This window comes from Nocardiopsis ganjiahuensis DSM 45031 (genome assembly GCF_000341085.1).
Taxonomy (GTDB): Bacteria; Actinomycetota; Actinomycetes; order Streptosporangiales; family Streptosporangiaceae; genus Nocardiopsis; species Nocardiopsis ganjiahuensis.
Window position 1 is genome coordinate 69010 of the sequence record NZ_ANBA01000012.1, and the last position, 23741, is coordinate 92750.

22 protein-coding genes are annotated in these 23741 nt (G+C 69.2%); 12 read left to right on the plus strand and 10 right to left on the minus strand.

Annotated features, from left to right (window positions below):
- Window positions 1-9 precede the first annotated feature (9 nt).
- From D458_RS0117520 to D458_RS0117530, 3 genes are read left to right on the plus strand one after another with little or no spacing between them, the layout of a single operon-like run.
- Window positions 10-1563 (plus strand): protein kinase family protein, encoded by a 1554-nt coding sequence (locus D458_RS0117520; protein ID WP_017588054.1) that lies wholly within the window; start codon window positions 10-12, stop codon window positions 1561-1563.
- A gap of 30 nt (window positions 1564-1593) precedes the next feature.
- Window positions 1594-2220, plus strand: coding sequence for an RNA polymerase sigma factor SigM (gene sigM, locus D458_RS0117525; protein WP_017588055.1), 627 nt, complete (start codon window positions 1594-1596; stop codon window positions 2218-2220).
- Window positions 2221-2234: 14 nt separating this feature from the next.
- Complete coding sequence (locus D458_RS0117530; protein ID WP_017588056.1) at window positions 2235-3095, plus strand: hypothetical protein; 861 nt, start codon at window positions 2235-2237, stop codon at window positions 3093-3095.
- On the opposite strand, the gene D458_RS0117535 is transcribed toward D458_RS0117530, so the two are convergent.
- The gene (locus D458_RS0117535) at window positions 3096-3776 is read right to left on the minus strand and encodes a response regulator (RefSeq protein WP_026119413.1); all 681 of its coding nucleotides are present in this window, start codon (window positions 3774-3776) and stop codon (window positions 3096-3098) included.
- Between the two features lie 32 nt (window positions 3777-3808).
- Window positions 3809-5029 carry a sensor histidine kinase gene (locus D458_RS0117540; RefSeq protein WP_017588058.1) on the minus strand — a complete coding sequence of 407 codons (1221 nt, stop codon included), beginning with the start codon at window positions 5027-5029 and terminating at the stop codon, window positions 3809-3811.
- Between the two features lie 160 nt (window positions 5030-5189).
- Between D458_RS0117540 and D458_RS0117545 the strand changes: the two genes are divergently transcribed.
- The 3 genes from D458_RS0117545 to trxA all read left to right on the plus strand — a co-directional run bounded on the left by D458_RS0117545 (window position 5190) and on the right by trxA (window position 7084).
- The gene (locus D458_RS0117545) at window positions 5190-5624 is read left to right on the plus strand and encodes a hypothetical protein (RefSeq protein ID WP_017588059.1); all 435 of its coding nucleotides are present in this window, start codon (window positions 5190-5192) and stop codon (window positions 5622-5624) included.
- Between the two features lie 133 nt (window positions 5625-5757).
- Window positions 5758-6690 carry a thioredoxin-disulfide reductase gene (gene trxB, locus D458_RS0117550; RefSeq protein WP_017588060.1) on the plus strand — a complete coding sequence of 311 codons (933 nt, stop codon included), beginning with the start codon at window positions 5758-5760 and terminating at the stop codon, window positions 6688-6690.
- A 70-nt stretch (window positions 6691-6760) separates the two neighbouring features.
- Window positions 6761-7084, plus strand: coding sequence for a thioredoxin (trxA, locus tag D458_RS0117555; RefSeq protein WP_017588061.1), 324 nt, complete (start codon window positions 6761-6763; stop codon window positions 7082-7084).
- Between the two features lie 266 nt (window positions 7085-7350).
- On the opposite strand, the gene D458_RS0117560 is transcribed toward trxA, so the two are convergent.
- From D458_RS0117560 to rpmH, 8 genes are all read right to left on the minus strand, one after another.
- Complete coding sequence (locus tag D458_RS0117560; protein ID WP_026119415.1) at window positions 7351-8316, minus strand: ParB/RepB/Spo0J family partition protein; 966 nt, start codon at window positions 8314-8316, stop codon at window positions 7351-7353.
- Window positions 8317-8401: 85 nt separating this feature from the next.
- The gene (locus D458_RS0117565; RefSeq protein WP_193374630.1) at window positions 8402-9229 is read right to left on the minus strand and encodes a ParA family protein; all 828 of its coding nucleotides are present in this window, start codon (window positions 9227-9229) and stop codon (window positions 8402-8404) included.
- Window positions 9230-9429: 200 nt separating this feature from the next.
- Window positions 9430-10161, minus strand: a complete 732-nt coding sequence (gene rsmG, locus D458_RS0117570) for a 16S rRNA (guanine(527)-N(7))-methyltransferase RsmG (RefSeq protein WP_017588064.1) — start codon at window positions 10159-10161, stop codon at window positions 9430-9432.
- Between the two features lie 424 nt (window positions 10162-10585).
- Entirely contained in the window at window positions 10586-11074 is a 489-nt protein-coding gene (locus D458_RS0117575; RefSeq protein WP_017588065.1) for a Jag family protein, read from the minus strand.
- Between the two features lie 143 nt (window positions 11075-11217).
- Window positions 11218-12156, minus strand: a complete 939-nt coding sequence (yidC, locus tag D458_RS0117580) for a membrane protein insertase YidC (protein WP_017588066.1) — start codon at window positions 12154-12156, stop codon at window positions 11218-11220.
- 24 nt (window positions 12157-12180) lie between these two features.
- Window positions 12181-12495, minus strand: a complete 315-nt coding sequence (gene yidD, locus D458_RS0117585; RefSeq protein ID WP_017588067.1) for a membrane protein insertion efficiency factor YidD — start codon at window positions 12493-12495, stop codon at window positions 12181-12183.
- On the minus strand, window positions 12492-12983 hold the full coding sequence (rnpA, locus tag D458_RS35570) for a ribonuclease P protein component (RefSeq protein ID WP_083936345.1): 492 nt from the start codon (window positions 12981-12983) through the stop codon (window positions 12492-12494). Before rnpA ends, yidD begins: the two co-directional genes overlap by 4 nt.
- Before the next feature lie 116 nt (window positions 12984-13099).
- Window positions 13100-13243: a 50S ribosomal protein L34 gene (rpmH, locus tag D458_RS35575; RefSeq protein WP_014909187.1), complete on the minus strand. Its 144-nt coding sequence runs from the start codon at window positions 13241-13243 to the stop codon at window positions 13100-13102.
- A gap of 775 nt (window positions 13244-14018) precedes the next feature.
- Here rpmH and dnaA point away from each other — a divergent pair.
- The 6 genes from dnaA to gyrB all read left to right on the plus strand — a co-directional run bounded on the left by dnaA (window position 14019) and on the right by gyrB (window position 23718).
- Complete coding sequence (gene dnaA, locus D458_RS0117590; RefSeq protein ID WP_017588068.1) at window positions 14019-16118, plus strand: chromosomal replication initiator protein DnaA; 2100 nt, start codon at window positions 14019-14021, stop codon at window positions 16116-16118.
- Window positions 16119-17300: 1182 nt separating this feature from the next.
- Window positions 17301-18440 carry a DNA polymerase III subunit beta gene (gene dnaN, locus D458_RS0117595; RefSeq protein WP_017588069.1) on the plus strand — a complete coding sequence of 380 codons (1140 nt, stop codon included), beginning with the start codon at window positions 17301-17303 and terminating at the stop codon, window positions 18438-18440.
- A 107-nt stretch (window positions 18441-18547) separates the two neighbouring features.
- A complete protein-coding gene (gene gnd, locus D458_RS0117600; RefSeq protein ID WP_017588070.1) occupies window positions 18548-19471 on the plus strand; it encodes a phosphogluconate dehydrogenase (NAD(+)-dependent, decarboxylating) in 924 nt (307 codons plus the stop codon).
- Window positions 19472-19597: 126 nt separating this feature from the next.
- Window positions 19598-20728, plus strand: coding sequence for a DNA replication/repair protein RecF (recF, locus tag D458_RS0117605; RefSeq protein WP_017588071.1), 1131 nt, complete (start codon window positions 19598-19600; stop codon window positions 20726-20728).
- Between the two features lie 88 nt (window positions 20729-20816).
- A complete protein-coding gene (locus tag D458_RS0117610) occupies window positions 20817-21308 on the plus strand; it encodes a DUF721 domain-containing protein (protein WP_394296587.1) in 492 nt (163 codons plus the stop codon).
- A gap of 472 nt (window positions 21309-21780) precedes the next feature.
- Window positions 21781-23718 (plus strand): DNA topoisomerase (ATP-hydrolyzing) subunit B, encoded by a 1938-nt coding sequence (gene gyrB / locus D458_RS0117615; RefSeq protein WP_083936347.1) that lies wholly within the window; start codon window positions 21781-21783, stop codon window positions 23716-23718.
- Window positions 23719-23741 lie beyond the last annotated feature (23 nt).

The following is a 23741-nucleotide window of genomic DNA, read 5'->3' on the forward strand; positions in this document are numbered from 1 at the left end:
ACTCCCATCATGAGCACCTTCCTGATCGAACCCGGGGCGAAGCTGGCCAACCGCTACCGACTCGACCACGTGGTGAGCGAGACCGGTGGAGCGACCCGGTGGAAGGCCACCGACGAGACGCTCGCGCGTCCGGTCGCGGTATGGACCTTCGCAGAAGGTTTCCCACGCACGTCAGAGGTCGTACGAGCGGCCCGGGCCACGAGCCGCATCCCGGACGCCCGCGTCACCCAGGTCTTCGACGCCGACGACACCTCACCCGTCCCCTACGTCGTCGAGGAGTGGGTCATCGGCTCCTCCCTCGCCGAACTCCTCGCGCAGGGGCCGATGGAACCCGAACGCGCCGCGGGCCTGGTCGCCGAGGCGGCCGAGGCGATCGCCGCGGCGCACGCCGGCGGACTGCACCACCTGTGCCTGACCCCCAGCAAGCTCATGTGGAGCAGCGGCGGAGCGGTCAAGGTCACCGGCATCGGCGTGGACGCCGCACTGCTGGGGAACAACGTCCCCCAGCCCGGTGCGGTCGACGCGCAGGGACTGGGCAACCTGCTCTACGCGGCGCTCACCGGGTACTGGCCCGGCGGCCCGCAGAGCGGTCTGCCCGGCGCCCCCCAGGGGCCCATGGGCCCCTACCCGCCCGGACAGCTCCGCCATGGCGTGAGCGAACCCCTGGCCACCATCACCACCCGCGCGGCCCTGCCGCAGCTGGTCGGACAGATGGTGCCCGGACCGCCCATCAGCAGCCCCGCCGAGTTCTGCGCGGCCATGGCGGAGGTACCGCGGCTCATCCCGCTGCCGGTCTCCCCCGTGGAGGCCGTGCAGCAGCCCGAGCCCGGGACCTCCCGGCGCACGGGCGAGTTCGGCTCCACCAACAGCCAGCGGCACAGCAGCCGCAACGGCTCGGCTCCGGCCCGCGCCGAGAGCGCCCGTCCCGCGCCCTCCCGCACGGACCAGCGGACCGCCCGCAACCAGGGCGGTTCGGCCAGGCGTCTCCTGATCGGCGCGGTGGCGGTGGCGCTCTTCGCGGCGGTCGTCGTCGGCGCCTGGCAGATCGGCTCGTCGTTCCACCCCGGAGCGGAGGAGCCGACCGACCCGAGCGCCAACGCGACCGAGGAGGCCCCGGACGGCGCCGACCTCACACCGCTCGATATCTCCGGTGCGATCGGTTTCAACCCCTTCGGTGATACCGACGAGCACAGCGACCGCGCCTACCGGGCGTTCGACGAGGACCCCGGCACCGCCTGGAACACCCAGGGCTACCGGGACCCCCTGTCAAGGGTCAAGGACGGCGTGGGCCTGCGCCTCGACCTGGGGGACAGCCGCGAGATCCACGAGGTCGACCTCAACATGTCAGGAGAGGGATACGAATTCGAGATTCGTGTCGGAGACACTGACAGCACGTCCTTGGACGCGTACGAGAGTGTCTGGGCAGGCAGCGGGGGATCGCAGGAGATCCCCCTCGAGGAGAGCGCCACGGGACAGTACGTCCTGATCTGGTTCACCGAACTGCCCGAAAACGGTGGTGACTACCGTGGAACGGTTAATGAGGTCGAGGTACGCGGGACCTAGTTCTCGTTGTGGGGTATGTGATCAGCGCTGATGGACGCGTCCCAGGAGCTTCCTGACAAGGAGCTGTTGTCACGGCACGCTCAGGGTGACGAACAGGCGTTCGCGGTACTGGTTCGCCGCCACCGTGAGCGCCTGTGGGCTGTCGCCATCCGGATGATGGGTGACTCCGAGGAGGCCTCGGACGCCCTCCAGGACGCCTTCCTGTCCGCGTTCCGCGCCGCCGACCGGTTCCGGGGGGAGTCCCAGGTCACCACCTGGCTGCACCGCATCGTAGTGAACGCCTGCCACGACCGCCTCAGACGCCGCAAGGTGCGCCCGGCCACCCCGACCGAGGACGAGACCCTCGACGTCATCTCCAACGAGCGCCTGAGCCGTTCCGGGGGCGGGCACGACCACGCCTCGCAGACCGAGGCCCGTCTGGACGTGCACGCCGCCCTGGACCTGCTCCCGTTGGACCAGCGCATGGCGCTGACCCTCGTGGACATGCTCGGCTACCGGGTGGACGAGGCCGCGGAGATCCTCGAGGTCGCCTCCGGCACGGTCAAGAGCCGGTGTGCTCGAGGTCGCGCCAAACTTCTTCCCTCACTGGCCCACCTGAGGAACCCTCAGGCTCCCCGAGACGTCACATCTGGGAGAGGAGGTGCCAACCCATCGTGACGTCCCATCCAGACGTGGAGGCACTGGCCTTCTTCGCCGAGGACCTACTGGACCCCGACGAGGAACGCTCCGTCGCCGCCCACACCGAGACATGCGCGACCTGCGCCACCACCCTCGACGAGCTCTCGGGTATCACCCGTGTCCTCGCCGAGGCACCCGCACCAGCGCTGCCGCAGGACGTCGCCGACCTCCTCGACAGCCGCATCACCGAGGCCCTGGGCGAACGCCCGGCGTCCGCCTCGCCCGCCGAGGCACCGGCAGCCGGGCCCGACGGTCCGGTGACCGCCGAACCCGGCACACCCGCGGACGACTCGCTCGCACCGGTCGTCCCCATCGCCGCCCGGCGCCGACGCTTCGGTCTGCCGCACCTGATGGCGGTCGCCGCCGCGACGGTGTTCGTGGTCGGCGGCGGTGCCGCGATCGTCAACGGGGTGATGGGCGGCCAACAGGAGAGCGGCGTCGCCTCACCGCTGATGGACGAGGAGACCGAACCGGAGGCCGCCCCCGACACCGCGCAGTCCTACTCCGCCGAGCCGGTGGCGAGCGGCACGGTCTACACCGAGGAAGGGCTCGGCGCTCAGGCGGCCGAGGTCCTGGCCGCGGAAGGGGCCGAGCAGCAGGAGGAGGGCGTGGGCACCCAGGCGCAGGAGCAGCTGCCCGACGGTGCGCAGGAATGCGTCACCCGGTTCGAGGAGGCCAACGGCGTCAGGGTCACCCTGGTCGACGACGCGCTCTTCGACTCCGGTGACGGAGCCGAGCGCGCGTGGGTCCTCTTCACCCAGGACACCGACGGCACAGGGGTGGTCGTCCTCGACCCGCGGCTCTGCGCGCAGGGCGACGTCCACGAGGGCGTCCTCGCCGAGAAGCCCCTGTAGTCAGCTGCCTCCGGCGCGCACGATCCCGCTCTCGTAGGCCAGCACCACCAGGCCCACGCGGTCCCGCACGCCGAGCTTGGCCAGCAGGCGGCCCACGTGGGTCCGGGCGGTGGCGGGGCTCAGGTGCAGTTCCGCGCCGATCTCCTGGTTGGTCATCCCCCGGCCGACCAGGCCGAGGACCTCGCGCTCGCGTCCGGTGAGCCCCTCCAGGCGCGCGGCGGCCTCGGGAGCGGGTTCACTGCCGGCGAGGCGCTCGATGACGCTCCGGGTCACCCCGGGCGACAGCAGGGCGTCCCCCGCCGCGACCGTGCGGACCGCCTTCCGGAGCTCGCGGGGCCCCGCGTCCTTGAGCAGGAACCCGGCGGCGCCCAGCCGCAGCGCGGCGAACACGTTCTCGTCCTCGCCGAAGGTGGTGAGCACGACGACCCGGGTGTCGACATGTCGGCGCCCCGACGTGTCGACACGTCGACGTTCCAGCTCCCGCAGCACGCCGAGCCCGTCCATGGCGGGCATCTGGAGGTCCAGCAGGACCACCTCCGGGCGAAAGCGGTCGATCTCCACCAGGGCCCGGCGGCCGTCGGCGGCCTCGGCCACCACCCCGATGTCGCCGTCGCGTTCCAGCAGTGACCGCACCCCGGTGCGTACGAGCGGCTGGTCGTCCACGAGCAGGACCCTGATCACGCCGCCCGCGCCGGCCGCGTCGTCCGTCCCGGTCACGCCGCACCCCCGAGCGGCAGACGCGCGCTCACCCGGAACCCGCCGCCGGGCACCGGTCCGGCTTCCAGTGTTCCCCCCACCATTCGCACCCTCTCCCGCATCCCGAGCAGTCCCGACCCCTCACCGTGTTCCCCGGGGGCGGCGCCACCGGCGGTCCCGGCCGTCCCGTCATCGGTGACCGTCACCGTGAGCACCCCCTCCGTGCGTTCGAGCACCACCTCGGCGCTCCGTGCCCGTGCGTGGCGAAGCGTGTTGGTGAGCGCTTCCTGGACCACACGGTAGGCGGTCGCGTCGGCCATTCCCGGCAACCCCGGGCCGCCCTCCCCCGTCACCTCGACGGCCAGCCCCGCCGCCCGGACCGAGGCGACCAGTTCCCCCAGGTGGGCGAGCCCGGCGACCCGGTCGAGCCCGGTCCCGGGTTCGTCGGCCGGACCGCGCAGCGCCCGCACGGTGGAGCGCAGGTCCCGCAGACCCTCCCTGGCCGCCTGGTTGACGTGGTCCAGCTCCGCGCGGGCGGTCGGCAGGTCCACCGTGCTCTCCGGGTCCTCCTCCAGGGCCTCGACCGCCACCGAGGTGTGCAGGGAGACCACCGAGAGGTGGTGCCCGACCGCGTCGTGCAGGTCCCGGGCGATCCGGGCGCGTTCGCGGGCCAGGCGCTCGGCGGACGCCGCCTCCCTCGCCTGGGCGTCCAGTACCGCGATCCGCTCCCGCTGGCGTGCGCTCTCCCTGCGCTGCCGTGCCCCGTCGCCGAAGGCGATCGCCGCTCCCATGATCGCCACGGTGGACACCAGCTCGTATCCCAGGAGGAAGGCCAGGTCCTGACCCTCCAGAGCTCTGACCGCGGTGGAGACCCCTATCAGCACCGCGGCGGTCCCCACGGCCCAGTAGGTCCGCCCGAACGCGCTCGCCGAGTACAGGGCCGCGGCTGACGGGACCGCCAACCCGATGACGGGAAGGTCGACGAAGTAGTAGGTGAAGAGAAGCACCGTGGTGGCCAGGAGCACCGTCAGCGGCCAGCGGCGCCGGACGAGCATGAGCAGGCCGAGAGCGGCCGCGAAGCCGTAGGCCGCGATCGGGGGGAGGAGGTCGCCCCCGCCGATGCCGGCCCCGATCGCGATCGCCACCACGGCGAAGACGGCGAACCCCAGGAGGGCGTCGACGATGACGGCCTGTCGCTCGTGGTGGGGGTGGCGGACGTGGTCGGAGTGGTCGGGCACAGGACGATTCTACGGAGCGCTCCCCCGCCGGTCCCGCTCTCCCGAACGCGTCCGACTACGCGTTTCGGCGTACGGAGCGGAGACCGCCGGCGGACGCCCGGGCAGCCGTCACCTCCGTAGCGTCGGAAGCGTCGATACCGCTTCCACGAGGAGACCCGCCATGAACCACCAGCCGCGCACCCCGGACACCGCCCCTCTGCGGGACATCCCGTGGTCCCTGGTCCTCGCCCTGGGCACGCTCGCCCTGGTGCGCCCCCTGATGAGCGCCACCGGGATCTCCGAGGCGATCGGCTCGCCCTGGGCCCAGCTGGGGGCGACCCTGCTCATCACCGCGGCCTGGATCGCGGCCGTGGTCGTGGCCCGGGTCCCCCGGCCGTTCCTCACCCTCGTCTTCACCGGAGTGACCTACGGGGTGCTCGCGATCGTGGTGAGCGCGGTGCTGTCCCCGTTCCTCCTCGGAGAGCTCCAGGGGCCGATCACCAACCCCTTCGCCATCGTGTCCGTACTCGTGACCAACGCCCTGTGGGGAACGGTCTCCGGAGGCATCGCACTCGCGGTCCGGGCCGCCCTGGGGCGCGGGCCCGTACGGGGCTGAGATCCATACCCCACCCCCGTACGCTGGGCGGATGTCAGGGTGGGAATGGCGTGCGCCTACCATCGGTTGTGCTAACCATCTTCCCCTGTCACACCATCGTGGCCGGGCAGCGACTGTGTGAAGGGCCTAGAGCGTGAGTGACGTCCGCAATGTCATCATCATCGGTTCCGGACCGGCGGGTTACACCGCTGCCGTGTACGCCGCGCGCGCGGAACTGCGCCCGCTGGTGTTCGAGGGGTCCATCACGGCCGGCGGTGCGCTCATGAACACCACCGACGTGGAGAACTTCCCCGGCTTTCCCGACGGGATCATGGGTCCGGACCTCATGGACAACCTGCGCAAGCAGGCAGAGCGCTTCGGCGCCGAGCTGGTTCCCGAGGACGTCACCGACGTGGACCTGACCAAGCCGGTCAAGGAGGTCACCGTGGGCAGTGAGACCTTCTTCGCGCACACCGTCATCCTGGCCACCGGGTCCGGCTACCGCGAGCTGGGCATCCCCGGCGAGAAGGAACTGTCCGGCCGGGGCACCTCCTGGTGCGCCACCTGCGACGGCTTCTTCTTCCGGGACCAGGACATCGCCGTGGCCGGCGGCGGCGACACCGCGATGGAGGAGGCCCTCTTCCTCACCCGCTTCGCCAAGTCGGTGACGGTCATCCACCGCCGCGACGAGCTGCGCGCCAGCAAGATCATGGCCGAGCGCGCCCTCGCCAACGACAAGATCAGCTTCCTCTGGGACACCGAGATCACCGAGGTCATCGGTGAGGACCGGGTCAGCGGGCTCAAGCTGATCAACAACAAGACCAACGAGACCAGCACGCTGGACGTGACCGGCCTGTTCGTCGCGATCGGCCACGACCCGCGTGTGGAGCTCTTCCAGAAGCAGATCGAGCTCGACGAGGAGGGTTACGTGAAGGTGGACGCCCCGTCCACGCGGACCAACCTCGAGGGTGTCTTCGCAGCGGGCGACGTGGTCGACCACCAGTACCGCCAGGCGATCACCGCCGCGGGCACCGGTTGCTCCGCCGCACTGGACGCCGAGCGCCACCTCGCCGAGATGGGCAACTAGGTCTCTCCCAGACCTCCCAGGCCTTCCTGAGCCTTACGTCCGGTTTCGTCGAACCAAGGAGAACCAAGCAGTGTCGACTGTCAAGAACGCCACCGACGCCTCCTTCAAGGAGATCGTCCTCGAGAACAGCAAGCCCGTCCTGGTGGACTTCTGGGCCGACTGGTGCGGCCCCTGCAAGCAGATGGCCCCGGTCCTGGACAAGCTGGCCGAGGAGCACGGCGACAAGATCGATGTCGTCAAGATCAACACCGACCAGAACCCCGACACCCCCCGCACCTACAACGTCATGTCGCTGCCGACCATGAACGTGTACAAGGACGGCGAGGTCGTCAAGCAGATCATCGGCGCCAAGCCGAAGCGGCTCCTGGAGAAGGAGCTCGCCGAGTTCCTGTAGGTCGGGAACGCGCGACTCCGAGCAGAACGAGAGGCCCCCAGGTCGACCCTGGGGGCCTCTCACCGTTCCGGCCACCGCGGACACGGGTCGCGGGGTTCGCGCCACCCCACGGCAACCGTGTCGCCCCAGGGGTGTGTTTCACGTGAAACACACCCCTGGGGCGACCACCCCTCCCCTCCCCCACCGGAGACGGCCCCAGCCGTCCCCGGACACGACGATGGCGGTGTTTCACGTGAAACACCGCCATCGTCCTCGAGGGTGGAAGGTCAGTTGTCGCGGTCCATCTGGCTGATGATCCGCTCCAGGTCCTCCATCGTCGCGAACTCCACGACGATCTTGCCCTTCTTTCGACCGATGTCCACCTTCACGGTGGTGTCGAGCCGGTCGCCCAGACGCGTCGCCCACTCCTCGACCTGAGGGGGGTTGCTGATCCGTCCCGCGGAGGAGCGGCGGGGCTTCTCCTCCTCGGGGATCTCCCGAAGGGCGACGATCTCCTCCAGGGAGCGGACCGACAGGCCCTCGTTGTTGACCCGCTGGGCCAGACGCTCCTGGACCTCGGGGTCGTCAATCGACAACAGCGCCCGTGCGTGTCCGGCACTGAGCACCCCGGCCGCCACCCGCGACTGCACCTTCCCCGGAAGGTTGAGCAGACGAAGCGTGTTGGCGATGTGCGAGCGCGACTTGCCGACCTGCTGGGCCAGCTCCCCCTGGGTGGTCCCGAAGTCGTCCAGCATCTGCTGGTACGCCGCGGCCTCCTCCAGCGGGTTGAGCTGCTGCCGGTGCAGGTTCTCCAGGAGGGCCTCCCGGAGCAGCTCGTCGTCCTCCGTCTTGCGGACGATCGCGGGGATGCGTTCGAGCTCCGCGAGCTTGCTCGCCCGGAACCGGCGCTCGCCCATGATCAGCTCGTAGCTGGGCTTGTCACCGCCCTCGAGCTTGCGCACCACGACGGGCTGGAGCAGACCGACCTCGATGATCGAGTCCCGCAGCTCGTCCAGGGCTTCGTCGTCGAAGTACGTTCTGGGCTGTCGGGGGTTGGGGGTGATCGAGGAGAGCTCGATCTCCTCCATGTAGGTACCGTCGGGCAGTTCCTTGAGGACCTCGACCTCGACCACGGTGGGTTCCGCGGCGGGGGCCTTCGGCTCTTCGACGCTCTCCGACGGCGCGGGGGCCGTCGGCCCCTGCGGGATGAGCGCCCCCAGCCCCTTGCCCAATCCGCGCCGCTGCTGGCTCACCGGCAACTCCCTCCACACTCCTTGCATGTTTCCGCTCGACCGGCACGGCCGGCCGAGCGGAGTGTTTCACGTGAAACAACCGCCGTCAGGCGGGGTTGAGGCCCTCCGCCCGGAAGGCGATCTCACGGGCCGCCTCCAGGTAGGCCACTGCCCCGGTGGACGAGGGGTCGTAGGTCATGACGGACTGCGCGTAGCTCGGCGCCTCCGATACACGGACGCTCCGCGGCACCAGTGTCTCCAGGACGAGTTCGCCGAAGTGCGAGCGCACCTCGTCGGCCACCTGCTGGGCGAGCCGGGTGCGGCCGTCGTACATCGTCAGCAGGATCGTGGTGATCGACAGTCCCGTGTTCAGGTGCGACTTGACCAGCTCCACGTTGCGCAGCAACTGGCCGAGCCCCTCCAGCGCGTAGTACTCGCACTGGATCGGGATCATGACCTCGTCGCACGCCACCATCGCGTTGACCGTCAGCAGGCCGAGCGAGGGCGGGCAGTCGATGAGGATGTAGTCGAGGTCCGACGTGTCGTAGGCGGCGAAGGCCCGCTTGAGCCGGGCCTCACGGGCGACCAGGGAGACCAGTTCGATCTCCGCCCCCGCGAGGTCGATGGTGGCCGGGGCGCACCACAGGTTGGGGATGCCCGGGACCGGCTGGGCCAGTTTCCGGATCTCCTCGTCCTCGACCAGGCAGTGGTAGATCGATCGGGTCTGGGTGTCGCGTTCCATGCCGAGAGCGGTGGACGCGTTGCCCTGCGGGTCGAGATCGACCACAAGGACGCGCTGCCCGTGCATGGCCAGGGCGGCGGCGATGTTCACCGTCGTGGTGGTCTTGCCCACCCCGCCCTTCTGGTTGGCAACGCTGATCACCCGGCAGGACTTGGGTTGAGGCCAGGAGTCCTCGTGCCCGCGAACCGCCATCGCGGCATGGGCCGCTCGGGCGATGGGGGTGTCGGGGGCGCCGTCCTTGGCGGTGTCGCCGGTCCATGTTTCGGGACCCTGGCTCACCGTGGGGTCCGCTGATGTTTCACGTGAAACATCGAGCAGGTCTCCATAGGCGCCCGCCGGTGTTTCACGTGAAACACCGGCGTTGTCGGCTGGATTCTGGGGCACGAATGAGTTCACCTCTTCCGTCCGCGCTTCTTTTTGCCGTTCCGCGCCTTCTTCTGGGAGCCTCCCGACGCGGACGGACCACCGTCGGATGTCACCGTGACGCGAACGACCGTGGTAGCGGGATCGACTTTACCCCGCCCCACCCTGATCACATCGCTGACGCCAGGCCGCAGTTTCGAAACGTCTTTCTCCGCCTCCGCCAGTTCCGCCTCCGCCTGCTCCCCCTTGAGGGCCAACAGGCTGCCTCCCTTGCGCAGCAGAGGCAGGGACCAGCCGGCGAGTCGGGCGAGCGGCGCGACCGCGCGAGCGGTGACGAAGTCGGTGTACAGCTCGCCGTGCGCTTCCTCCGCCCGACCCCGTCGAACCTCGACGTTGGTCAGGCCGAGGATCTCGACCGCCTCGTCGAGGAAGACCGTCCGCCGCAGCAGGGGCTCCAGCAGGGTCATCTTGATATCCGGGCGCAGCAGGCCGAGAACCAGGCCGGGCAGTCCCGCACCCGAGCCGATGTCCACCACCTCCGCGCCCTCGGGGATCAGCTCCTCGACGACAGCGCAGTTGATGAGGTGCCGCTCCCAGAGGCGGGGCACCTCGCGCGGGCCGATCAGCCCGCGGCGCACCCCGTCGTCGGCGAGGAGTTCGGCGTAGCGCGTCGCCACGGGAAGGGTGTCGCCGAAAACCGCCTCGGCCTGTGAGGGCGGGGCGGGGAGCGTAGCGCCGGGCTCCTCAGTGCCCGAGGTCATCGGTCACCACCTGTCGGAACTCGTCCATCGTCACTTCCATGAACCGTTGGGTCGCCATGTCGACCTGTCCACAAGGGGACAGAGGCCGACCGGCGCGGGAAGCGCGCGGCGGATCGCGGTCGTCCGCGCGCACGGGGTTTGACCCCTCCCCCACACGGGCCGCGTGGCACGCGGATCCAATCGCGGCGTCACCCCGGGATACCGAGGGCGGGACGACTCGTTGCGGGAAGGCCCCGGAGACGATCCTATGCGGGGGCCGTGCCCGTGTTTCACGTGAAACACCCACCGCGGCCGTGGCGAACACCGCGCCGCCGGAGAACACTCGGCCCTTTCGGTGTCCGGGCCCTCCCCGGCGCCTCCCCCGGACATGACGAAGGGGCGGTGTTTCACGTGAAACACCGCCCCCGAGTCTGTTCGTGTCCGGTCAGTCCGCGGGGTGGACCACCACGTAGCGGTTGGGCTCCTCGCCCTCGGACTCGCTCCGCAGACCGGCCGCGGCGACAGCGTCGTGCACGACCTTGCGCTCGAACGGGGTCATCGGCTCCAGGGGGTGAATCTCCCCGGTCTCCTTGACCGTGTCCGCGGCCTCGGTACCGATCTGGAAGAGCACCTTGCGGCGGCCGTCGCGGTAACCGCCGATGTCCAGCATCAGGCGGCTGCGCTCACCGGTCGCACGGTGCACCGCGAGGCGGGTCAGCTCCTGGAGGGCCTCCAGGACCTCGCCGTCGTCACCGATCAGCTCGTCCAGGGTCGCACCGACGACGGAGACCATCGCACGGTCGCCCTCGACGTCCATGTCGATGTCACCGTCGAAGTCCGCGATGTCGAGCAGACCCTCGATGTAGTCCGCGGCGATGTCACCCTCGTTCTCCAGGGCCTCGACATCGATTCCGGCCTCAGGTGCCTCAGCCACCGCTACGCCACCGCCCTCTTCCTCGCTACTTCCCACGGCGATCCCGTCTCCTCAATCCGTCAGTCCCTGGCCGTCGTACGCCTCAGGGGCATTGTCGCCTGCGTACTCGAAAGTCGTCGCCGCCGACACGAAACAGGGAGGCCCTACTTGGCCCCACCGCTGCGCTTGGAACGCGCCTGCTTCTTCGGCTGCTTGCGTTCGATCTTAGGCTGTTCCTTCGGTTCAGGTGCGGGTTCGGGCGCCTTCTTCCGACCGAGCATGCCCTTGGCCGAACCCTTGGAGTCGGCGCCCTTGCCGGACTTGTCGGCCTCTCCGGGGAGGGGCTGGTTCCGGTAGAGGAAGTGCTGCTGCACCATCGTCCAGATGTTGGACGTGACCCAGTAGACGAGCACACCGACCGGCATCGCGAGACCGAAGAGCCCGAACGCGGGCGCCATGTACATCATGATCTTCTGGGTCTGCATCATCGGGTTGTCAGGCTGCTGCGCGATGCTGCGCTTGATGCTCTGACGCATGGTGAGGAACGTCGTGACGCCCATGACCACACAGGCGATCGCGATGACGACCTTCGCCATGATGGGGTCGGTCGCGCCGAGCGCCAGAAGCTCCTCGGGGGAGCTGTTGAACTGGGCGGCGATCGGGGCGTGGAAGATCAGCGCCTCGCGGGCGCTGTCGGCGAGCTCCGGGGTGAAGCCGTACTGGGCGTTACCCTCGGCGACACTGCGCAGCACGCTGAACAGGGCGAAGAAGACCGGCATCTGCAGGAGCAGGGGCAGGCAACCCATGATGGGGTTGGTGCCGCTCTCCTGGTAGAGCTTCATCGACTCCTTCTGGAGCCGCTCCTTGTCGTGCTTGTAGCGCTCCCGAAGCTTGGCGATCTTCGGCTGCACCTCCTGCATCTTCCGCTGCGTGTTCATCTGCTTGACGAACAGCGGGACGAGCAGGAGACGCATGACGACGGTGAGCAGCACGATGGACAGGCCCCAGGCCCACCCGCTGTCGGGGTTCAGGCCGATGATGGCCAGACCCGAGTGGATCCAGACCAACACGTGGCCGATGATGTTGTAAAGCCAGTCCAGCACCGGCCAACTCCTAGTTCAGAGAAACTACTGGTCCCCGGAAGCGGTGCCGGTGTGCCCGGTTCCGCCCGCAGACTCCTCGGACTCCTCGTTCCGGCGCCCCTTGGGCGGCGGAACCGGATCAAGACCCCCCGGGTTGAAGGGGTGACAGCGGGCGATGCGCCTGACGGCCAGCCACAACCCGCGCGGTCCTCCGTGAACGCGGAGCGCCTCGACGGCGTACGCGCTGCACGAAGGGTAGAAGCGACAGACCGGAGGGAAGAGCGGGCTGATGAAACGCTGGTAACCGCGGATGGGCAGGATCAACAGCCGCGCCAGCGCCGTCGGTCTGTGCTCGGTCATTGCTTCGCCCACCGTTCTCCGCCCTCCGTGGGACGGCGGTCACCGCCTGCTTCACTCTTCGCCGACTCGACCGGTTCGGGGCGTGGGCCCCCGCGGCCGCGCCGGCGCTTGGCGGTCCCTTTGGGACGCTGCGCCGCGGCGATCGCGCTGTCGAGTTGTACTGCCAGGTCCTCCTGCCGCATGGTCGCGGCCGAGGGCTTGGCCCGCACTACCAGAAGGCTACCGTTTGGCAGAACAGCCAATCGTGCTCGCATCAGGTGGCGCAGCCGTCGCTGCACACGCTTGCGCACCACGGCTCCCCCGACGGCCTTGCTCACGACAAAACCGACGCGCGGCGGGGCCGGGGCGTCGGTGTCGGTACTGCTGTCGGGTGACTGTGGGGGCGCGAGGTAGACGACGCCCAGGGCATCACGCGATGCGCGTCGGCCTGAACGCATGACCGTTCCGAACTCGGCGCTGTGGCGCATCCGGTTCTCCGGCGACAACATCGGCGTTCCTCCGGGAGAGGGGTGCGGCACGGCCCTCGGCTACCGGTTCCGTGCCCCACGACAAAGGGACCGGCCGGCAAGAAGGCCGGACCGGTCCCAGTGAAAGTCTTGAGGCGCTAGTGGCTCACGGTCAGCGCGGCGCGTCCCTTGCGACGTCGCGAGGCGATGATGGCGCGACCGGCGCGCGTACGCATGCGCAGCCGGAAACCGTGGACCTTCGCGCGACGCCGGTTGTTCGGCTGAAACGTACGCTTGCTCACTACTGGCTCCAGGGGCGTGTCAGGAAAGTACTACGACAGACCCCCAGGATATGCGGGGCCTTACTGTGCGTGTGCCGTGGCCGCGCCGTCGCGACAGACACGAGCGCAGGCAGAATCATCGGCATAAGCATAAAGAACATACGACCTGGTCGGGTCGTGGTCAAATCAGACCTGCTGACGGGTCCGCCCGCGGGCGCCGCGGGCGGGCCGCGGCCGGTGGCGGACACCACTGCGCACAGTCTACCCGGCTCCCTGTGGACAACTGGTTGTCCACAGGGGGTGAAACTTCCCCAGGGAGCACAGGCTGTGGATAACCTCAACCTGTGGATAACTCGTGGATCGAGCTGCGAACAGCTCCTCCGGAACCGTGGATGAGCGCCTTACACACGCCCTGACCTGCATATTGTGGATAACTCTGCGGAACCCACAGCCAGCTGCCATCCTGTGGATAAACCTGTGCACAACGTGTGGACAACCTCCGGAAGCTGTGGATACCCAGAGGTAGTCAAACCCTTGGCCGCCAGCACCCGATCCGGTTGTCCACAGCCCCTGCACCATCGAACGAACCGAACCCGTACGGCCTCCCCTGCCCCGGCACCCTCCACAGGGGAGGACAATGGGATGGGTGGGCCCTCAGGGGCTCCCACGCGCCCGAGACACGCCGTACCAACCTCCCCCGTCCCCTCACCGCTTCCAATCCGCTCCGAACAGATCCGCACCGAAGGGACAGCAACCATGGCAGGTCACCTTGGCTGACGCACAGGTCAACCTCGCAATGGTCTGGTCAAGCGTGCTGGACGGGATCGACAACGACTCCCTGCCCGCACACCAGCGTGCCTGGCTGCCGCAGACCCGTCCGCTGGGTCTGATCGAGGACACGGCGCTGATCGCAGCGCCCAACGAGTTCACCAAGAAGGTCCTGGAGACACGCCTCTACCCGGCGATCAGCAAGGCCCTCTCCGCACACCTGGGACGGGACATCCGGGTCGCGGTGACCGTGGACCCCACAGCCGTACCCACCCCGCCGCCGACGCCCGCGCCGTACGGCATGAGCCGGGACACCGGCGCGCACACCCCTCTCTCCCCCGCCAGGGAACAGGGGCCGGTCGGGCCGCGCCCCGAACAGGCCTCCCACGAGAACTCCCCCCGGGAGTCCGTGGCGCACGAACCCCGCGGCCAGCACGCCCGCCCGGCCGGTCCGCACCCCTCCGAAGCGCTCGGGGCACACCCCGGCCACGCCCGGGCCCAGGAGGCGCAGGAGGACCGGGCCGACCTGCTCGGCTCCGCGCACCAGGACCCCCGCCCGGGTACGCAGGGCTCCGCGCCGCAGGACGCGCCCCAGCAGTACGAGGAGCAGCGGTACGCCGATTCCGGCGGCTGGGCCCCCCTCACACCGGAGTCCGCACCCGCGCAGCAGGCACAGCCGCACGCCCGGCCTCAGCCGCCCCACCAGGCGCCGGCCCGACAGCCGCAGCCCTCCGCGCAGTCGTCGCAGGCCCCGCGGTCCGCCCCTCCGACGCACTCCCGGGGTGGGCAGGAAGGACAGTCCTCCTGGGCGCCCTCCTCCCCGGACTGGGCGCAGCCCGCCCAGGAACAGCTGTGGCAGCAGCAGAGCTGGGGGGACGCGGCCTGGGACCAGCCCAACCGCTGGGAGACACCGGCAGCGCAGAAGCCCGCCCCCGCCCCGGCCGAACCCGCGGGCCCGGGTGAGCCCGAGGGGTTCCGTCCCTCTCCCGAACCGGCCCAGGAGGCCCCCGCCCCGGCTCCGGTGGAGGAGAAGAGCAAGAAGAGCTCCCCCTCCTCTCCCCCCGGGCGTTCCCCGGAGATCCCGCCGGGCGAGCACGCGCGGCTGAACCCGAAGTACACCTTCGACACCTTCGTCATCGGCTCCAGCAACCGGTTCGCGCACGCGGCCTCGGTGGCCGCCGCGGAGGCCCCGGCCAAGGCGTACAACCCGCTGTTCATCCACGGCGGCTCCGGCCTGGGCAAGACCCACCTGCTGCACGCCATCGGGCACTACACGCACCGTCTCTACGAGGGTTCCCGGGTGCGGTACGTGAGCTCGGAGGAGTTCACCAACGAGTTCATCAACTCGATCCGGGACGGCAAGGCGGACGGGTTCCGCCGCCGGTACCGGGACATCGACGTGCTCCTGGTGGACGACATCCAGTTCCTGGAGAACAAGGAGCAGACGCAGGAGGAGTTCTTCCACACCTTCAACACGCTCCACAACTCCGACAAGCAGATCGTCATCTCCAGCGACCGGCCGCCCAAGCAGCTGACCACGCTGGAGGACCGGATGCGCAGCCGGTTCGAGTGGGGCCTGCTGACGGACGTCCAGCCGCCCGAGCTGGAGACCCGGATCGCCATCCTGCGCAAGAAGGCCGCGCAGGAAGGGCTGGCCGCCCCGCCCGAGGTCCTGGAGTTCATCGCCAGCAAGATCTCCACCAACATCCGTGAGCTGGAGGGGGCGCTCATCCGCGTCACCGCCTTCGCCAGCCTCAACCGGCAGTCGGTGGACCTGGACCTGACCGGCCAGGTGCTGCGGGACCTGGTCCCGAACGCGGAGGTGCCGGAGGTCACGGCCAGCGCGATCATGTCCCAGACGGCGGCCTACTTCGGGCTGAGCCTGGAGGACCTGTGCGGCACCTCCCGTTCCCGGGTCCTGGTCACGGCCCGACAGATCGCCATGTACCTGTGCCGTGAGCTCACCGACCTCTCCCTGCCCAAGATCGGGCAGCAGTTCGGCCGGGACCACACCACGGTCATGCACGCCGACCGCAAGGTCCGGGCGCTGATGGCGGAGCGCCGCTCCATCTACAACCAGGTCCACGAGCTGACCAGCCGGATCAAGGACCAGCCCTCGCTGACCTGACCGGGGATCCGCCACAGGGGATGGACAGCGACATCGAGGGGGTGGCCCGCCGCGCAGGCGGGCCACCCCCTTCCCTGTGCCCTCCTGTCGCCGTGTCCACGTGTTCCCCTGTCGCCGTGTCGTCGTATCGCCGTGTCACTGTGTCGGCGTGTCGACTTCTCCCTGCCTCACCCCTGTCCGCAGTCGCCGGGGCTCCCCCGGAACCGCCCGAACCGAGTTATCCACAGGCTTGTGGGGGTGTTGGTCCCCCGGGGAGAGGTAAGCCCGTGTCGTGGCCCGAACGCACCGTCCGTACCGGACACGCTCTGTTTCCCCTGGTTTCCAGTACCTCCAGCGCCTGTTGCCCTGCCCACACCGGTCTCCGGGAGCCCTGCGGAAAGACCGTGACAACGATCGGAGTTCGTAGTTGGCGGAGTGCCTGTGGAAAACCCTGTGCACAGACTGTTTGTCCAGGTTCGAGAGGTCTGGGCGACGCTCCGAAAAAAAGTTTTGCGGTTTCTCCGCGAAGTTATCCACAGGAAGGGCACCAAATCTGTGGACAACCCTGTGGATAAACTGTGGACAACCGCCTCGGTCCTGTGGGTAACCAGGGGTCGCCCTGTGGACGCGGTCACGGGTCATCGGATCACCGAACCACAGGCTGCTGTGGACAACATGGGGAAAACCTGTGGACGGACCTGTGGACGCTCTGTGGACAACCTGTGGGCCCCTGTTTCCGTCCACAGGCAGGCCGAGTTACCCACAGGGTCATCCACAGGGCCTGTGGACAAAAATTCGCGGTCTGACCTGCGAGAACAAGGGTTATCCACATTATCCACAGGCCCTACTACTACTACGCACCTTCATTAACCAAGATGTGGCTTCAAAACAGCTCCGCGTCAAATCTGTGGACAAAGCCCCGAGATCGAGGTGACGGCGGTCCTGTCCTGAGCTGGCAGCGGCAGCGGGTGAATCCGGGTAACGTGTGGTCTCGCCCCTGTCCTCCGCCGCCCAGATCTGAGCGGTGACCCCTACGGGAACCGAGACCGCTCCGGTGGCACGCTCCGCTCCGATGCGGAACCCGTCCACACCCTGTTGGCGAATCCAGCCGACGGAGCCGTCCGGCAGACCCACGAGACACCCACGAGCTGCAACGTTGAGGCTGCGACCGGTCCACCGGTCGTGCGGAAAGTGAGTCGGAAAGTGAAGTTCCGGGTCGAACGCGACGTACTGGCCGACGCTGTCGCCTGGACAGCGCGCACACTGCCGACGCGCCCCTCTGTACCGGTCCTCGCCGGGATCCTGCTGGACGCCGGCGAGACCGACGGCCGCCAGCGGCTGCGCCTGTCCGGCTTCGACTACGAGGTCTCGGCGCAGGTCTCGGTGGACGTCGAGATCGAGGAGGCCGGGCAGACCCTGGTCTCCGGCCGTCTCCTCGCCGAGATCACCCGAAACCTTCCTCCACAGCCTGTGGAGATCTCCACGGACGGCCCGAAGGTCGTCGTCACCTGCGGCAGCGCGAAGTTCACCCTGAACACCATGCCGGTCGAGGACTACCCGTCCCTGCCGGAGATGCCCGGTGTCAGCGGGACCATCGGCAGCGACGTGTTCGCCGCCGCGGTCAGCCAGGTGGCCGTGGCCGCCGGCCGTGACGACACGCTCCCGATGCTCACCGGCATCCGGGTCGAGATCGAGGGCGAGACGATCACCCTCGCCTCCACCGACCGCTACCGCCTCGCCGTCCGCGAACTGAGCTGGAAGCCGGAGAACCCGGACCTGTCCGCCGTCGCGCTGGTTCCGGCCAAGACCCTCCACGACACCGCCAAGTCGCTCACCTCCGGCGCGGAGGTCTCCATCGCCCTGTCGGGCAGCGACACCGGCGAGGGCATGATGGGCTTCGAGGGCGGCGGACGCCGGACCACCACGCGCCTGCTGGACGGCGAGTTCCCCAAGTACCGCGCACTGCTGCCGGACTCCTTCAACACCGTGGCCGAGGTCAGCCGCTCCGAGTTCGTCGAGGCCGTCAAGCGCGTCTCGCTAGTCGCCGAGCGCAACACCCCGCTCCGGCTGGCCTTCTCCCAGGGCGCGCTGGTCCTGGAGGCGGGAACGGGCGAGGACGCACAGGCTGTGGAGACCCTCGAGGCGGACCTGGACGGCGACGACATCCAGATCGCCTTCAACTCGGGGTTCCTGCTGGACGGGCTCGGTGCCATCGGGACCGACGTCGCCCGTCTGCACTTCACCACCTCGACCAAGCCCGCCATCCTCACCGGCAAGCCGGCCGAGGAGGGCTCGTCCCCCGAGTACCGCTACCTGATCATGCCGGTCCGCCTCTCCGGCTGACCGGAGCGCCGGTTCGATCCACAGGCGTCCGCCGTCCTGCCCGTGCACGAACCCGCGGGCCGGACGGCTTCCACCATGTCCACAGGTGCCCGAAGGGGAGTGCACACATGCAGATCGGAATGATCGGCCTCGGCAAGATGGGCGGCAACATGGCCGCCCGCCTGCGCGAGAAGGGCCACGACGTCGTCGGCTACGACGTGTCCCCCGGTGAGCGGGACGTCGAGACGCTGAGCGAGCTCGTCGGCCGTCTCGAGGCGCCCCGCGCCGTGTGGGTGATGGTTCCGGCCGGCGACCCGACCAACACGATCATCGCTGAGCTCGGCGACCTCCTCTCCGAGGGCGACATCGTCGTGGAGGGCGGCAACACCCACTACGTCGACGACCAGCCGCGCTCCGAGGCGCTGGCCGCCAAGGGCATCGGTTACGTCGACGCCGGCGTCAGCGGCGGTGTGTGGGGCCGCCAGAACGGCTACGGGATCATGGTCGGCGGCCGGGACGAGGACGTGGAGCGCCTGCGCCCCGTCTTCGACTCCCTGACCCCCGACGAGGGCGGCGGTTTCGTGCACGCCGGTGCGGTCGGCGCGGGCCACTTCGTGAAGATGGTCCACAACGGCATCGAGTACGGCATGATGCAGTCCTTCGCCGAGGGCTACGAGCTGATGGTCGCCTCGGGCATCGTCAAGGACGTCCCCGGCACCCTGGAGAGCTGGCGCGAGGGCACGGTCGTCCGCTCCTGGCTGCTGGACCTGCTCGGCCGCGCCCTGGAGGAGGACCCGGACCTGTCGGAGCTGCGCGGCTACGTGCAGGACTCCGGTGAGGGCCGCTGGACCGTCCAGGCCGCCGTGGACCTCGCGGTCCCCGCCCCGGCGATCACCGCCTCGCTCTTCGCGCGGTTCGCCTCCCGCCAGGACGACAGCCAGGCCATGAAGGTCGTCGCCGCCCTGCGCAACCAGTTCGGCGGGCACGCCGTCACCAGGGCCGAGGCGAAGACCGTCACCGAGGCCGAGGCACAGGCCGTCGACGAGGACTAGCCGCACCCTGTTCTCTCTCCGGGGGCGGTCCGGGGTTCACCGGACCGCCCCCGGCACTGTTTTCCCACCGCTTCACGCGGTTTCGCGCCGTCGCCCCACCGTTTCCCGCTCCAGGAGGAAGGCCGGATGTACGTCTCCCACCTGCAACTGGCCGACTTCCGCTCCTACGAGTCGGCGCTGCTACAGCTCGAACCCGGTGTGAGCGTGTTCGTCGGCTCCAACGGTCAGGGCAAGACCAACCTGGTCGAGGCGATCGGCTACGTCGCGACCCTGGGCAGCCACCGTGTCTCCTCCGACACCCCGCTGGTCCGGCAGGGCGCACCCCGCTCGATCATCAGCGCCAAGGTCGTCCGCGACGGCCGGGACATGATGGTCGACCTGGAGATCAACCCCGGGCGGGCCAACCGCGCCCGGGTCAACCGTGGCTCGGCCGGACGCCCCCGCGACGTTCTGGGCATCCTGCGCACGGTGCTCTTCGCCCCCGAGGACCTGGCCCTGGTCAAGGGCGACCCGGGAGAGCGGCGCCGTTTCCTCGACGAGCTCCTGGTGACGAGGGCCCCGCGGATGGCGGGGGTGCGCTCGGACTACGAACGCGTGCTCAAACAGCGCAACGCCCTGCTGAAGTCGGCCTCGGCGCGGATGCGCCAGCGCGCCACCCCGGACCTGAGCACGCTGGAGGTCTGGGACTCCCACCTCGCCGAGACCGGCGCCGAGCTCCTGACCGCCCGGCTGGGGCTGGTGGAGGAGCTGCGACCGCTGATCGCGCACTCCTACGCGGGGCTGACCGACTCGGGCGGTCCGGCGGTGCCCACCTACCGGAGCTCCGCGGTCCCGGAGGGGCAGGAGATCCCCCGCGACCGTCCACAGCTTGTGGAAGTCCTGCGCGAAGCGATGGCCGAGGCGCGCGACCGCGAACTCCAGCGGGGCATCAGCCTGGTCGGCCCGCACCGCGACGAGCTGCACCTCCAGCTCGGTGATCTGCCCGCGAAGGGGTACGCCAGTCAGGGAGAGTCCTGGTCGTACGCCCTGTCGTTCAAACTGGCCGCCTTCGAACTGCTGCGGGCCGACGGCGACGACCCGGTCCTGATCCTGGACGACGTCTTCGCGGAACTGGACGCCGAGCGCCGCCGCAGGTTGGCCGGACGGGTGCGTGACGCCGAGCAGGTCCTGGTGACCGCGGCGGTCGGCGAGGACATCCCGAAGGAACTGGACGGAGCCAGGTTCGGGGTACGCGAAGGGGTGGTCGAGAGTGAGTGAGGGTTATCCACAGCCTGTGGATCCCGGGCTGCCGTATTCGGTCCCGGGCCGCGACACCTCCGGTTCCGGCGCGCCCCGTCCACAGCCTGTGGACGAAGGTCCGGCCCCGGCGACACCTCCGACCGTTCCCCCTGCCGAGCCCCCCGCGGCCCCGGCGGCCACCGGGGCGGACCTGGCCCGCCAGGCCCTGGCCCGGGCCAAGGCGGAGGCGCGCGAACGCGGTGCCGTTCCCCGGGGCATGAACCGGAATCGAAAACGTGGCCGATTGCGGTCACGGAACGAGCCCCAACTGTTCGGTGACGCGGTGCGCACCTGGCTGATCGAGCACGGTTGGCAGGAGCAGGTCGCCATCGGCGGTGTGTTCGGCCGGTGGGCGGACATCGTGGGCGACTTCAACGCCGAACACCTGCGTCCGGAAAGTTATTCGGAGGGAGAACTGGTTGTTGTGGCCGATTCACCCACGATGGCGGCTCACGCACGAGCGATGGTTCGGGATTTGATGCGCCGGCTGAACGAGGAGCTGGGTGACGGCACCGTCATCGCCATCAAGGTCAAAGGACCCGGTTTCCGTCGCCGCTGACCCCGGCCAGGGTGGCCGAGGAGTCACTGAAAGCCCTTGTGACCTGCGCGTTCCTCGGGTTTCCCCGGTTCCCTCGAGGAGCTCTGCGTCTCGGGAGGACACCCCTTTCACTCCGGTGGCGGGGGCCGGGAGCGGGGGTGTTCGGTCTTCCAAGGCCACTCAACCGCGCCGGGACTTGCGCAAGGGGCCACCCGCGTGTAGGGACTCGGCTCCCTCCCCGAACGTTCGTTCTGGGGCGGCACAGGGCCGCCAATGCCACTTTGTCGCACCGGGCGGGGTATCATGGAGACGGTTCTTCAGACGCCTGTAGCCGGTACCACGCCCCCATGTAGAGGGTGGGCGGACGGCCCGTGCGGCGAACGGTGATCCCCAGGTGTCGCGGCACGTCGACCCTCCGATCACCCTGCCGCGGGTTGACCGTCGTCCGCTCGGCCACGGCCGGCAGGCGTCCCCAGCAGGAGGGTGTTCCCACTTGGCCTACGACGCAGGATCAATCACGGTTCTCGAGGGGCTTGAGGCAGTACGCAAGCGCCCGGGCATGTACATCGGCTCCACCGGGGAGCGGGGTCTGCACCACCTGGTGTCCGAGGTGGTCGACAACTCGGTCGACGAGGCGATGGCGGGCTACGCCGACGCCATCGAGGTGACCCTGCTCGCCGACGGCGGAGTCAGGGTGACCGACAACGGGCGAGGCATCCCGGTCGGTATCCACCCCGTGGAGAAGCGCCCGGCGGTGGAGGTCGTTCTCACCACGCTGCACGCGGGCGGCAAGTTCGACGGAAAGTCCTACGCGGTCTCCGGCGGTCTGCACGGTGTCGGTATCTCGGTCGTCAACGCGCTGTCCACGGCTCTGGACGTGGAGATCCGCCAGGAGGGGCACGTCTGGCGCCAGCACTACGAGATGACCGCCCCGACCGGCGATCTCATCAAGGGTGAGGCGAGCGACGAGACCGGCACGGACATCACCTTCTGGCCCGACGGCAGCATCTTCGAGACCACCACGTTCTCGTTCGAGACGCTCTCCCGCCGGATGCAGGAGATGGCCTTCCTCAACAAGGGCCTGTCCATCACCATCCGCGACGAGCGGCCCGACCACACCGACGACGGCCCCGTGGTCAACACCTTCCACTACAAGGAAGGTCTGGCGGACTACGTCCGGCACATCAACACCAAGAAGGAGCCGGCGCACGCGTCGATCATCTCCTTCGAGGAAGAGGGCGACGGCATCGCGGCCGAGATCGCCATGCAGTGGAACCAGTCGTACACCTCGTCGGTGCACACCTTCGCCAACACCATCAACACGGCGGAGGGCGGCACCCACGAGGAGGGTTTCCGCTCCGCGCTCACCACTCTGGTCAACCGGTACGCCCGGGACCAGAAGCTGCTGCGCGAGAAGGAGGACAACCTCACCGGTGACGACATCCGCGAGGGCCTGACCGCGATCATCTCGGTCAAGCTCGCCGAGCCGCAGTTCGAGGGCCAGACCAAGACGAAGCTCGGCAACACCGAGGCCAAGTCGTTCGTCCAGAAGGTCACCAACGAGCACCTGCGCGACTGGTTCGAGCGCAACCCCGGTGAGGCCAAGGACATCGTGTCCAAGGCCAGCCAGGCCGCCCGCGCCCGCGTCGCCGCCCGCCAGGCCCGCGACCTGACCCGCCGCAAGACCCTCCTCGAGACCACCTCCCTCCCGGGCAAGCTGTCGGACTGCCAGTCCACCAACCCGGAGGAGTGCGAGGTCTACATCGTCGAGGGTGACTCGGCCGGTGGTTCCGCCAAGGGCGGTCGCAACCCGCACAACCAGGCCATCCTGCCCATCCGGGGCAAGATCCTGAACGTGGAGAAGTCCCGGATCGACCGCATCCTCAAGAACAACGAGGTCCAGGCGATCATCACCGCCCTGGGCACCGGTATCCACGAGGAGTTCGACGCCGAGAAGCTCCGGTACCACAAGGTCATCCTGATGGCTGACGCCGACGTCGACGGTCAGCACATCCGGACCCTGCTGCTCACCCTGCTGTTCCGCTTCATGAAGCCGCTGGTCGAGGCCGGGAACGTGTACCTGGCCGCTCCGCCGCTGTACAAGATCAAGTGGGACCAGAAGGGCAGCGACGCGAGCTACGCCTTCTCCGACGCCGAGCGCGACCGGGTCATCGAGGCCGGGATCGCCGCGGGCAAGAGGGACCCGCGCCCGCGCGACATGGTGCAGCGCTTCAAGGGTCTGGGCGAGATGAACGCCAACGAGCTGTGGGACACCACGATGGACCCGGACCGCCGCGTCCTGCTCCAGGTCAGCCTGGACGACGCGGCCCAGGCCGACGAGATGTTCAGCGTGCTCATGGGTGAGGACGTCGAGTCGCGGCGCGCCTTCATCCAGCGCAACGCCAAGGACGTCCGCTTCCTGGACATCTAGGTCCTCCACCCGCCCACGCTCCA

Bases quoted from the DNA above. Each gene is read 5' to 3' on its own strand.
- D458_RS0117520 (WP_017588054.1), top strand. From the start codon at position 10: ATGAGCACCTTCCTGATCGAACCCGGGGCGAAGCTGGCCAACCGCTAC.
- D458_RS0117545 (WP_017588059.1), top strand. From the start codon at position 5,190: ATGAACCACCAGCCGCGCACCCCGGACACCGCCCCTCTGCGGGACATC.
- rnpA (WP_083936345.1), bottom strand. From the start codon at position 12,983: ATGTTGTCGCCGGAGAACCGGATGCGCCACAGCGCCGAGTTCGGAACG.
- recF (WP_017588071.1), top strand. From the start codon at position 19,598: ATGTACGTCTCCCACCTGCAACTGGCCGACTTCCGCTCCTACGAGTCG.
- sigM (WP_017588055.1), top strand. From the start codon at position 1,594: ATGGACGCGTCCCAGGAGCTTCCTGACAAGGAGCTGTTGTCACGGCAC.
- yidD (WP_017588067.1), bottom strand. From the start codon at position 12,495: ATGACCGAGCACAGACCGACGGCGCTGGCGCGGCTGTTGATCCTGCCC.
- rsmG (WP_017588064.1), bottom strand. From the start codon at position 10,161: ATGACCTCGGGCACTGAGGAGCCCGGCGCTACGCTCCCCGCCCCGCCC.
- gnd (WP_017588070.1), top strand. From the start codon at position 18,548: ATGCAGATCGGAATGATCGGCCTCGGCAAGATGGGCGGCAACATGGCC.
- D458_RS0117565 (WP_193374630.1), bottom strand. From the start codon at position 9,229: ATGGCGGTTCGCGGGCACGAGGACTCCTGGCCTCAACCCAAGTCCTGC.
- dnaA (WP_017588068.1), top strand. From the start codon at position 14,019: ATGGTCTGGTCAAGCGTGCTGGACGGGATCGACAACGACTCCCTGCCC.